This is a genomic window from Nonomuraea sp. GTA35, from assembly GCF_041950525.1.
Taxonomy (GTDB): Bacteria; Actinomycetota; Actinomycetes; order Streptosporangiales; family Streptosporangiaceae; genus Nonomuraea.
The window spans coordinates 185,577-196,257 of sequence record NZ_JBGNUV010000009.1 but is presented as its reverse complement, the minus strand read 5'-3'; the positions used below and the strand labels follow the sequence as shown (position 1 = coordinate 196,257).

The 10,681-nt window shown below is 72.2% G+C and carries 7 protein-coding genes; 1 reads left to right on the top strand and 6 read right to left on the bottom strand.

Going from position 1 to position 10,681, the window contains the following annotated elements:
• Positions 1–6: 6 nt before the first annotated feature.
• On the bottom strand, positions 7–3,018 hold the full coding sequence (locus tag ACBJ32_RS35255; protein WP_375130435.1) for an AAA family ATPase: 3,012 nt from the start codon (positions 3,016–3,018) through the stop codon (positions 7–9).
• Positions 3,019–3,202: 184 nt separating this feature from the next.
• Here ACBJ32_RS35255 and ACBJ32_RS35250 point away from each other — a divergent pair, with 184 nt between their 5' ends.
• Entirely contained in the window at positions 3,203–3,781 is a 579-nt protein-coding gene (locus tag ACBJ32_RS35250) for a TetR family transcriptional regulator (RefSeq protein ID WP_357882269.1), read from the top strand.
• Positions 3,782–3,862: 81 nt separating this feature from the next.
• Here ACBJ32_RS35250 and ACBJ32_RS35245 read toward each other — a convergent pair whose 3' ends face one another.
• From ACBJ32_RS35245 to ACBJ32_RS35225, 5 genes are read right to left on the bottom strand one after another with little or no spacing between them, the layout of a single operon-like run.
• A complete protein-coding gene (locus ACBJ32_RS35245; RefSeq protein WP_375130434.1) occupies positions 3,863–5,497 on the bottom strand; it encodes a ricin-type beta-trefoil lectin domain protein in 1,635 nt (544 codons plus the stop codon).
• Positions 5,498–5,509: 12 nt separating this feature from the next.
• The gene (locus ACBJ32_RS35240) at positions 5,510–7,522 is read right to left on the bottom strand and encodes a glycoside hydrolase family 2 protein (RefSeq protein WP_375130433.1); all 2,013 of its coding nucleotides are present in this window, start codon (positions 7,520–7,522) and stop codon (positions 5,510–5,512) included.
• 23 nt (positions 7,523–7,545) lie between these two features.
• Positions 7,546–8,388, bottom strand: coding sequence for a carbohydrate ABC transporter permease (locus tag ACBJ32_RS35235; protein ID WP_375130432.1), 843 nt, complete (start codon positions 8,386–8,388; stop codon positions 7,546–7,548).
• A complete protein-coding gene (locus ACBJ32_RS35230; protein WP_357882257.1) occupies positions 8,385–9,257 on the bottom strand; it encodes a sugar ABC transporter permease in 873 nt (290 codons plus the stop codon). The genes ACBJ32_RS35235 and ACBJ32_RS35230 overlap by 4 nt, the downstream gene beginning before the upstream one ends.
• Entirely contained in the window at positions 9,254–10,624 is a 1,371-nt protein-coding gene (locus tag ACBJ32_RS35225) for an ABC transporter substrate-binding protein (RefSeq protein WP_375130431.1), read from the bottom strand. The genes ACBJ32_RS35230 and ACBJ32_RS35225 overlap by 4 nt, the downstream gene beginning before the upstream one ends.
• Positions 10,625–10,681 lie beyond the last annotated feature (57 nt).

Genomic DNA, 10,681 nt, shown 5'->3' with positions numbered 1-10,681 from the left:
CCGCCCTCACGACTCGGGGGTGACGGGCCCCGGCCGGTCCTCCGGCCGGGGCTCTCTCACCTCCGCCCGCGTGCGCACGCCCAGCTTCTGCAGCACGCGGGCGACGTGCGTGTCCACCGTGCGCTGGGACAGGAACAGCACCTCGGCGATCTCCCTGTTCGTCCGGCCCAGCGCCACCAGCCTGGCCACCTCGCTCTCGCGCGGCGACAACACCCCGGCGCGGGCCTTCCTGCCGCGGCGGGCCGGCGGGCGGTCGGGCCCGAGCTCGCGCAGGAGGCGGCGGCAGCGGGCGGCGTCGTGCGTGGCGCCGAGCGACGCGTACCGGTCGGCGGCCTCAGCGACCAGCGCGGCGGCCCGCTCCCGGTGCGAGGTCCGCTCCGGATCGTCGGCCTGCTCTCGTCCCGCGAGTGCGCGGCGCGCGGCGGCGTCCGGTCCGGTCGCGCCGCCCTGGCTCGCCGCGGCCAGCCAGGCGTCCGCCTCCAGCTCGGCCGCGCGGGCCGCCGCGTACGGGCGCGGCATCGCCAGGTACGCCGCCCGCGCCCGCGCGTAACACCGCGCCGCCTCGTCGGGTCTGCCCGCGTCGGCGGCCAGCACGCCTCTGGCCAGGTCGTGCCCGGCGTGCGCGGAGGGCGCGTCCCGGCCCTCGATGCCCGCCGCGAACTCGCCGACCAGCCTGGCCGCCTCCGCCGACCGGCCCGCCTTCACCAGGGCGGCGACGGCCGCGGGGACGAGCTGGTCGCCCCACACCCACACGCCCTTGCGCCGCAGCCGGGTGACCGCCAGGTCGGCCGCCGCCAGCGCCGGCTCCAGCGCGCCCCTGGTCAGGTGGAGCTCGACCAGCCCGCTCGACCCCGCCACGGCGACCGGCAGGAACCCCGAGTCCAGGTCCCGCACGCCGGCCGCCTCCAGGTGCTCGCCTGCCTCGTCCCACTCGCCCCTGGCCAGGGCCAGCACGCCGAGCGCGAGCCGGGCCTCCACCGCGAGCAGCGGCGCCTCGTACGTCATCTCGACGGCGGCCAGCGCCCGCTCGCGCAGGCCGTCCCAGCGGCCGGTCAGCAGGTCGAGCCGGATCGACGACATCTCCACCAGGAACGCCGGGTACAGCGCGCCGGTCTCCTCGGCGACGCGCCTGCTCCGCTCGGCGAACCGCCCGGCGGCGGCGTAGTGGCCGAGTGCGAGCGCGGCGTCGTACAGGTTGGAGTAGCCGCGCGCCACCTGCCTGCGCACGGCGGTGGACGGGTCGTTGACCGGCAGCGTGCCGGCCAGCTCGAACGCGTCGGGCAAGCCGACGAGCATGGCCATGCTCACCTTGTTGGCCTGGACGGCGGCCGCCAGCTCGGGATCCTGGCCCTCCACCAGCAGCTTCTCCGCCTGCGCCATCCACTCCTCGTGCATGGCCAGCGGCTCGCCGCCCCACACGGGCATGGCCAGCAGAGCCAGGCCGCGGGCGGCCAGGCAGGGGCTGTCGGCCAGGTCGGGGAGCGCGGCGAGGATCTCCTGCCGGCCCGCGGTGATCGCGCCGGCCTGGTTGGACAGCAGCACGCCGAGGTTGAGCCGGGCCTCGCCGCGTACCCGGCGTGACAGGAAGTCGTCGGACAGGAGGTGGCGCAGGATGCGGACGACGCGGCGGTGCGACAGGCCGATGGCGGCGACGCGGCTGAGCCTGAGCGCCAGCGGCCCGCGCGCCTGCCTGGGCAGTTTCGGGTCGGCGAGCAGCCCTTCCAGCAGCTCCACGGCCAGCGGGATGTCGCCGATCGCGGCGGAGTGATCGGCGGCGGCGCTGCCGTGCCGCTGCCACGCGGCGAAGTCGCCGGCGTGGCGGGCGTGGTGGGCGAGCTGGACGAGGGGCGGCGGGTCGAGCGCGGCCAGCGCGGCCATGGCGCGGCGGTGCGTGAGCCTGCGGTCGGGGCCGGGGATGGCGTCGTAGACGGCCTGCTGGGCGAGGGCGTGGCGGAAGCCGTACAGGCCGTCGGGCTGCTCGCGCAGCACCCCGGCCCGCAACGCCTCGCTCAGCCCTGACTCGCCGTGCGGTGCCTGCCCCGGCTCCTCGGGGCGGGGCCGGTGCGGTCCCGGGGCGCCGGAGACGGCGTTGATCAGCGGTTCTTCCGCGGGGAGCCGGAGGACGGCGGCGGCGCGGACGGCGCGGAGTGCGGCGGGTGACAGCCCGGTGAGGCGTTCCGCCATGGCCTCGCGCAGCAGCACCGGCACGCCCATCCGGTCGAGCGCCTCGGGCTCGGGCAGGCGGTTTTCGCCGTCCAGCAGCGTCCGGACCACCTCCTCGATCACGAACGGCACCCCGGCCGTGCGCTCGTGCAGCTTGGCGGCGAACGCCATGCCGGGGTTCGACGCGAGCAGCGCCCCCGCCAGCCTGCGCACGCCCTCGACGTCGAGCGGCGTCAGCGAGATCACCTCGCTGCGCACCCCGGGCGCCCGCCGGTACGCGTGCCCGAACGGCAGCCCAGGCACCGGCAGCTCCTCCCGGCGGAACGTCACCACCAGCGCCAGCCCCTCGGGCGGCTGGTCGGTGAGGAAGCGCAGCAGGTCCCGGGTGCCGTCGTCGGCCCAGTGCAGGTCCTCGACGACCAGCACCACCATCCCGGCAGCGCCCAGCAGCGCGTGCACGGCACGGAAGAGGTGGTGCCGCTCGGCGCGCGGGTCGCCCATGGGCGGCGGGGACGGTGCGGGCGGCAGGTGTCCCGCCAGCTCGGGCAGGTAGCCGCGGAGCGCTCCGGTGACCGGGCTGAGCCGGTCGCGGCCGGGCAGGGCCGCCGCGACGTGGCGCAGCGCGTCGAACACCGGCCCGTACGGGAACGGCTCGCGGATCTGGTGACAGTGGCCGATCAGCACGGTCCTGCCGGGCGAGGTGAGCGGCTCGATCGCGGCTCGGACGAGGCTGGTCTTGCCGATCCCCGCCTCGCCCTGCACCTGGATGACGGCGGGCGGGCAGGTGATGGCGCCGATGAGTAATCGCAGCGGGGTGTCCCGCCCGACCAGCGCAGGAGAAGCCAGGCTTGCCATCGGGGTCTCCGTAACAGTGGCAGGTTCTCTCCATTCACCTCGCGAGTGTGCTGGCTTGTCACTGTTTCGTCCATCCACCCCGTGCGAGGTCCCACAAGTGATCTTGATGCGCGATAATGATCTTGTGCGAGCCCTGACCGCAGCCGGGGCTCGCACGCCCGCCACGGGTAGGCTGACGTCCATCATGGAGACCACGGTGGGGCTGCGGGAACGCAAGAAGGCCGAGACCCGTCAGGCCGTGCACGAGGCGGCCCTGCGGCTCGTGGTCGAGCACGGTCTCGACGCCGTCACCGTCGAGGCGATCGCCGACGCCGCCAACATCTCGCGGCGGACGTTTTCCAACTACTTCTCCGGCAAGGAGGACGCGCTCCTCTACGGGGAGGAGCAGCGCATCCTCGCCCTGGTCGAGCAGGTGCGCGCCCAGCCCGCCGGGCTCACCGCCTGGCAGGCGCTGCGGGCCTCCGTCGAGGATCTGTACCGGGAGCTGGGGGAGCCGGAGCGCGAGTGGGCCCTGCGCGCCCGCCTCGCCAAGCGCCACCCCTCGCTGCTGGCCCGCCAGCTCGCCAACCACGCGGCCCTGGAACGCGACCTCGTGGAGGCGGTCGGGGACCGGCCCGCCACGGTGCCGCCCAGGGTGCTGGCCGCGGCCTTCCTGGTGGGGCTGCGGGTGGCCACGCACCTGTGGACCGAGGAGCGCGAGGCGCGCACGTTGCGCGAGGTCATGAACGAGACGCTCGACCAGATGGCCCAGCCGTTCGCCTGACCGGGCAAGGGCGGAGGGCGCGGTGACCTGCTCGCCACAGGGGCGTGGCGACCTGCTCGCCACGCCCCCGGGGTTTCCCCGTCAGGCGGGGATGGTCCACTGCTGCGGGAACAGGCCGTTGCAGTCGTAGATCTGCAGCTTCGTGCCGTTGGCGGTGGCGCCCTGCGGGGCGTCCAGGCAGCGGCCCGACTGCGGGTTGAACAGGGAGCCGTCCGAGCGGTGCGTCCACTTCTGGGCGCCGCTGCCGTTGCACTCCCAGAGCTGCACCTTGGTGTGGTTGGCGGTGCCCTGCGCGTCGACGTCCAGGCACTTGCCGAAGGCGCGCAGGCTGCCCTCGGGGTGCTTGGACCAGCGCTGGCCGGTGGCGGCGCCGCAGTCCCAGAGCTGGGCGGCGTTGCCGTTGGCGTTGGTGTTGGTGTCGACGTCCAGGCACTTGCCGCCGGGGCCGGTGACCCGGACGGCCTTGCCGGGCAGCGTGCCGAGGCCGTACCTGACCTGGCACTGGTTGCCCGTCAGGTGGGTCGCGGTCAGGTAGAGGAAGCCGGTGCCGTTCGCGGACGGCACGATGGGCGAGCTGTAGCCGGGGCAGGACGGCTCGCCGGGGTTGTAGCCCCCGGTGGGCGAGGTGATCGCCGGCGCCTCGATCTCGGTCCACTCGCCGGCGCCCAGGTTGGTGTTGGCGAACAGCACCTGGCCGGACTCGCCCAGCACCGTCTTGTTGCCGGTCGGCCCCGCCACGACGCGCTGGCCCGACATCAGCAGCGTGCCGTTGGCGCCGCCGCCCGGCAGCCAGGCGACGTACGGGGTGTGCAGCAGCTCCCGCTGGTCCGCGGTGCGCACGAGGGTCCCGGCTCCCGAGCCCCAGTTGAGGCCGTCGGAGCTGGTCTTGACGTACACCTCGCACGCGTGGTCGGCGTCCGTGGCGTCCCTGCACAGCTCGTACGCCATCAGGAACGTGCCGTTCGGCAGCCCCGTCACGATCGACATGCCGGGCCTGGCCAGGTTGTCGGCGGGGAAGGCCACGTCCAGGGTCATCGTGGCGCTCCACGTCTGGCCGCCGTTGGTGGAGGTGTAGTGGCCGATGACCTGGTTGTTCGTGGCGCTGCCCGCGGGCCGCTCGTCGGAGATGAAGCAGGCCAGGGTGTTGTTCGGGGCGAGCAGGAACCACGGCTCCCAGATGCCGTGCCCGATCGTGTCGGGCAGGCCGCTGGTCTGCGTGCAGTTGGACAGGTACGTCCACGTCACGCCGTGGTCGGTGCTCTTGAACACCTCGACCTTCTGCGCCGTGTAGTCGCCGTCCACCCAGGCGGTCCCGGCGGCCAGGACGTCGCCCTGGTTGAGGCCGTTGGCCGTGCGCGGCACCTCGTACAGGACCGGCGCCCCGATTCCCCAGCCCGGGGTGTGGGAGGTGATGGTGGAGATCGGGTTCGCCGACCAGGTCCGGCCGCCGTCGGTGCTGCGGTGGACGGGGAACGAGGCGGGCGCGTTGTGGCCGCGCTTGGCGAACGTGGCGAGCATCGTCTCGTTCGCCGAGCCGTCGTGGTCGAGCCTGATCGCCCTCGGGTAGCTGGCGTCACCCTGGGGGAACGTGGTCAGGTTCGGGGAGTAGAGCACCTGGCCGGCGGGGGCCGCCGAGGCGGGGCCGGCCAGCGCTCCGAGGCAGGTGGCGATGAGGGCTAACGCGGTCACGAGCCGCGCGGGGGGTGTAAGCCGCACTACTGGTCTCCTTTAGCGGTTGTCTCCGATGACGAAGCCGGTGTAGGTGTCGACGTCCACGGCGGAGCGGGCCACGACCGCGCCGTCGCTGATCAGGGCGATGTGCAGGCGCCCGCTGGTCCAGCCGTCCGGCAGCTCGGCGCGCACCTCGGCGGCGGCGCTGAGCAGGAACGGCTTGGCCTCGATCCACGGGCCTTCCGCCCCGGGGGCAGAAGGCGCGGGGCCGAAGACGGGGGTCCAGGCGGTGTGCAGGTGGCCGTTGACCGGCTCGCCTCCGTGGTGCGAGACGCGTACGGGCACGCTCACCTCGCGCGACTCGCTGAGCAGGTCGCGGCCGGGCGCGACGGGCACCACGTCGAGCACGAGCGTGGTCGTGGCGTTCACGTCGGCCGGGTCCACCCCGGCCAGGTCCTTGGCGCGGCGCTCGAAGTCGAGCAGGCCGGCCGACTCGTGCTCGATGTCGTACAGCTCGGTGTAGACGTAGCCGGCCACGCGGTCGTGGCGGCGCAGCTCCTGGGTCTGCCAGCGCAGCTGCCAGCCGCGCTCGACGGAGGTGAAGCCGGTGCCGTACTCGCTGTTGAGGTTGGGCAGGCCGCGCAGCGGCTGGCCGGGGGCGCCGGCGAGCTTCTTGCGCACCACGAAGTCGGGGCCGAGCTTGACGGGGAAGTCGTCCTGCTCGCCGTTCAGCAGGGCGGCGACCGTCTTCCCCCAGGAGGCGGCGGACTCGTCGTAGTAGTGCCAGTCGAGCAGGTCCGTCTTGACGTGCGTCCAGCCGGAGTTGTCGACGGCGGGCCTGCTCGCGTCGAGCGCCTTGAGCAGGTCGTACGCCTGCGCGGTCGCCGCCTGCTTGGCCGGGTCGCCGGGGATGTCCCAGTCGAGGCCCCACTCCTCGTTGTACAGGCCCCAGATGATGACCGCGGGGGAGTTGCCGTCGCGCTCGACCATGGGCGCGATCTGCTCCTCGAACGCCGCCACCGAGTCGGCGGAGAAGCGACCGGTCGCGGCCGGCTCGGCCCACACCAGCATGCCGAGCACGTCGGCGTGGTGGACGAAGCGCGGGTCCTCCAGCTTGAGATGCTTGCGCACCAGGTTGTAGCCGGCCGCCGCGGCCAGTTCGAGGTCGCGGCGCAGCGCGGCGTCGTCGGGCGGGGTGATGCCGGTCAGCGGCCAGTACCCCTGGTCGAGCACGCCGCGCACGAACAGGCGGCCGCCGTTGAGGTACAGGTCCTCGCCGATCACCTCGATGCGGCGCAGCCCGGTGTAGGCGGCGACGGTGTCGGTGCCGTCGGCCGAGGTCAGCGTGGCGTCCACGTGGTACAGGTGCGGGTCCTCGGGCGACCACAGGCGCGGCTCGGCGACCGGGATCACGGTCTCCGCCAGGCCGTTCACGACCGGGACCTCGACGCTCACGTCGGTGCCGCGCAGGCTCAGCACCAGCGTGGCCTCGGCGGCGCCGGACACGCGGGCCTCGACCTCGATGGCGTCCAGCCCGTCAGCCGGGCGCAGCTTCAGCCCCGCCAGGTACGTCGCCGGCCTGGCCTCCAGCCAGACGCTCTGCCAGATGCCCGAGGAGGGCGTGAAGCAGACGCCGTCGAAGTCGTCGCGCGGGATGCTGCGCTGCTTGCCGTGCGCGATCTCGCGCTTGTCCAGCGGCGCCGAGACCCGTACGACCACCGTCTGGTCGCCGTCCCGCAGGGCGTCGGTGATGTCGGCCTCGAACGGCGTGTACCCGCCGCGGTGGCGGGCCACCTCGACGTCGTTCACCCACACGGTGGCCTCGTGGTGCACGGCGCCGAACTGGATCACGACCCGCTGCCCCGCCCAACCGGCGGGAACGGTGAACGTGCGGCGGTACCAGGCCACGGGCAGCCAGTGGGCCTCGATGCCCGACGCGGGGGTCTCCCAGGCGAAGGGCACGGTGATGGTCCGGTCGTAGTCCTGCTCGGTGTCGGCCCGGAAGTCCCAGTCGCCGTTCAGGCTCGACCAGGAGTGTGACCGGTCGAAGTGGGGGCGGGGGTACTCCATGATGCTCTCTTTCATGATCCGGGTCAGCCCTTGACGCTGCCCGCGAGGATGCCGTTGATGAAGTGGCGCTGAAGCAGTACGAAGATCACCAGCAGGGGCAGCATGGCGATGCTCCCGGCGGCCAGCAGCTCGCCCCACACGGTGGCGAAGTCGGCGCCGATGCGGTTGCCGGTGACGTTCTGGGCCAGCGTGGACAGCACCACCTGGAGGGTCTGGTGCGCGGTGTCGTTGACGGCGACGACCGGCCAGACGAAGTCGTTGTAGATGTTCATGGTGGTCAGCACGGCCAGCGCGGCCAGGCCCGGCCGGATGACCGGCAGCACGACCTTGTAGAAGATGCCGAACTCGCCGGCCCCGTCCACCCGCCCGGCGTCGATCAGCTCGTTCGGGATGGCGGCGATCGTCTGCCGCATCCAGAAGATGCTGAACGCGTCGACGCTGCCCGGCAGGATCAGCGCCTGGTACGTGTTCACCCAGCCCAGCGCGCTCATCTCCAGCAGCAGGGGGATGATCAGCACCAGTGTCGGCAGCATCAGCGTCAGCAGCACGACGCCGAAGAGCAGGTTCTTGAACGGGAAGTCGTACTTGGCGAAGGCGTAGCCGGCCAGCGGGCAGAAGACCATCGTCATCCCGCCCTTGACCAGCAGCACGATCGCCGTGTTCAGGAACCCGGTGCCGATCGGCACGTCGGCGAACATCGCCCGGTAGTTGTCCAGCGTCAGCTCGCCGATCGACAGCGGGCTGGCGATGATCTCGGCCGCCGGTTTGAGCGAGGAGCTGACCGCCCACCAGATCGGGTACAGGAACACGATCGCGAGCAGCGTCAGCAGCACGTACTGCCCGGCTCCGGGCCTGTTCTGGCTCATGACACCTCGTCCTTCGGGCGCAGCATCCTGACCGAGACCAGCGACAGGCCGAAGACCAGCAGGACCAGCAGGAACGAGTTCGCGGCGCCGGTGCCCAGGTCGGAGGCGGTGATGTGGTCGTACAGGTAGAGCCCCGCGGTGGTGGTGGAGCCGTACGGGCCGCCCTCGGTGACCACGAACGGCTCGGCGAACATCTGGAAGACGGCCAGCGTCTGGATGACCACGAGGAACGCCATGCTCCTGCGCACCAGCGGCACGGTGATCGACCAGAACTGGCGCCAGCGGGAGGCGCCGTCGAGCGAGGCGGCCTCGTACACGCCGCCGGGGACGGCCTGCAGGCCCGCGAGCAGGATGATGATCGCGAACCCGGTGGTCTTCCACAGGAACAGCAGCGCCAGCGTGGGCTTGGACCACGCCGTGGAGGTCAGCCAGCCCACGTCGGGCAGGCCCACCAGGTTGAGCAGGTAGTTGATCAGGCCGTAGTCCTGGTCGAACACCACGATCCACACCTGCGCCATGGCCACCAGCGGGGTCACGAACGGCGCGATGAACGCCACCCGGAAGAACCCGCGCAGCCGCAGCTTGGCGTTGGCCAGCAGCACCGCGCCGCCCAGCCCCGCCACGATCTGGATCGGCACGATGAGCAGCCACATGACGGCGCTGTTGCCCAGCGAGGCCCAGAACTCCGTGCTGGTCAGCAGGTAGAGGTAGTTGTCGAGGCCGACCCAGCGGGCCCCGCTCCCGCCCCGCCAGCGCATGAAGCTGAGCTGCAGCGCGTAGATCAGCGGGTAGAGCCCGAACGCGCCGAAGACCGCGAAGAACGGGGCGATGAACAGGTACGGCGTCAGCCGTACGGAGCGCAACCTCATGAGCGGTCGATCAGGTTCTTCTGGATCTTCTCGGCCGACTCGCTGATCACTTGGTCCGGAGACATCTTGCCTTCCATCAGGCGTTGCATGTTGTTGCCGAGGTAGTCCACCGACTGCGCCCACCACCACGGGATCGGCGCGGCGGCCGGGATGCTCGCGCCCGCCTCGACGGCGACCTTCCACAGGTCCTGGCCGCCGAGCGCCTCGATCGGCTTGAACAACGGCTTGGCCGGGTCAGCGGCGGGGGTGTAGCTGGGGATGGAGGTGGACAGGCCGCCGGGGTAGACGTCGTTGGGGCCGTACACGGCGGTGTAGCCGGGCTCCTTGAAGCACAGGAACTCGTACAGCAGCCAGGCCAGCTCCGGGTTCCTGGCCTTGGCGGGGATGATGAAGCTGCTGCCGCCCATCGCGCCGCTGCGCGCGCCGCCCGGCGTCCAGGCGGGCAGCGGCGCGGCCCGCCACTTGCCCTTGGTGTTCTTGAGGAGCTGCTGCGGCGCGAACGACCACCAGATCGCCCACGGCACGAACACCTGCTGGCCGTTGTCGAGCGTGTTGACGTCGGCCTGCTCCAGGTAGGGGGCGTGGGTGACGAGGCCGTCCTTGACCGCGGTCTGGATCCAGGTGAAGATCCGCCGGTACTCCTCGGAGTCGAGCCGCAGCTTGCCCTGCGCGTCGGTGAGGCCCGTGCCCTGCTGGTTGGCCAGCATCTCCAGCCAGAGCTGGCTGAGGAACGGGGTCTTCTCCAGGTGGATGGGCCTGGTCCTGGGGTCCTTCTCCTTGATCGTCCTGGAGGCGGCGAGCAGGTCGTCGTACGTGGCCAGGCTCGCCGGGTCGACGCCGGCGCTCTCCAGGACGTCCTCGCGGTACCAGAGCAGGCCGGGGTCCAGGTCCCACGGGACGCCGTAGATCTTGCCGTCCACGGTGTTCACCGACAGCTTGTACGCCGAGGTCTGGTCCTTGTACGGCGCGATCAGGTCCGTCAGGTCGAACAGGTGCTCCGCCTGCCCGCCGATCTTGGCGTCGTCCCAGAAGCTGCCGTCGGGCACGTCGGTGCCGCTGATCAGCGTGTTGGCCAGCTTGGCGTCGATGTCCACGGCCTGGTGGTTCACCTTGACGTTCGGGTACGCCTGGCGGAACTTGGCGATCGCGGCGTCGAACACCTTGAACAGGTCCCCCGACCGGTTCCAGATCGTGATCTCGCCCTTGGCGGCGGAGCCGGACGCGGCCGGCGCGGCCAGCTTGCTCGGCTGCGCGCTCGTGCCGCCCGGGGCCGCGCACGCGGCGGCCAGCGAGCCGGTGGCGGCGAGCGCGCCGATGCCGACGGCTCCCTTGAGAAAGCCGCGGCGGCCAATGGGGGATGTAGTCATCTTCGACTCCTCGCCGGACGGGGAAGGGCGTGGTGAGCGCTCTGCAACGATGCAGAC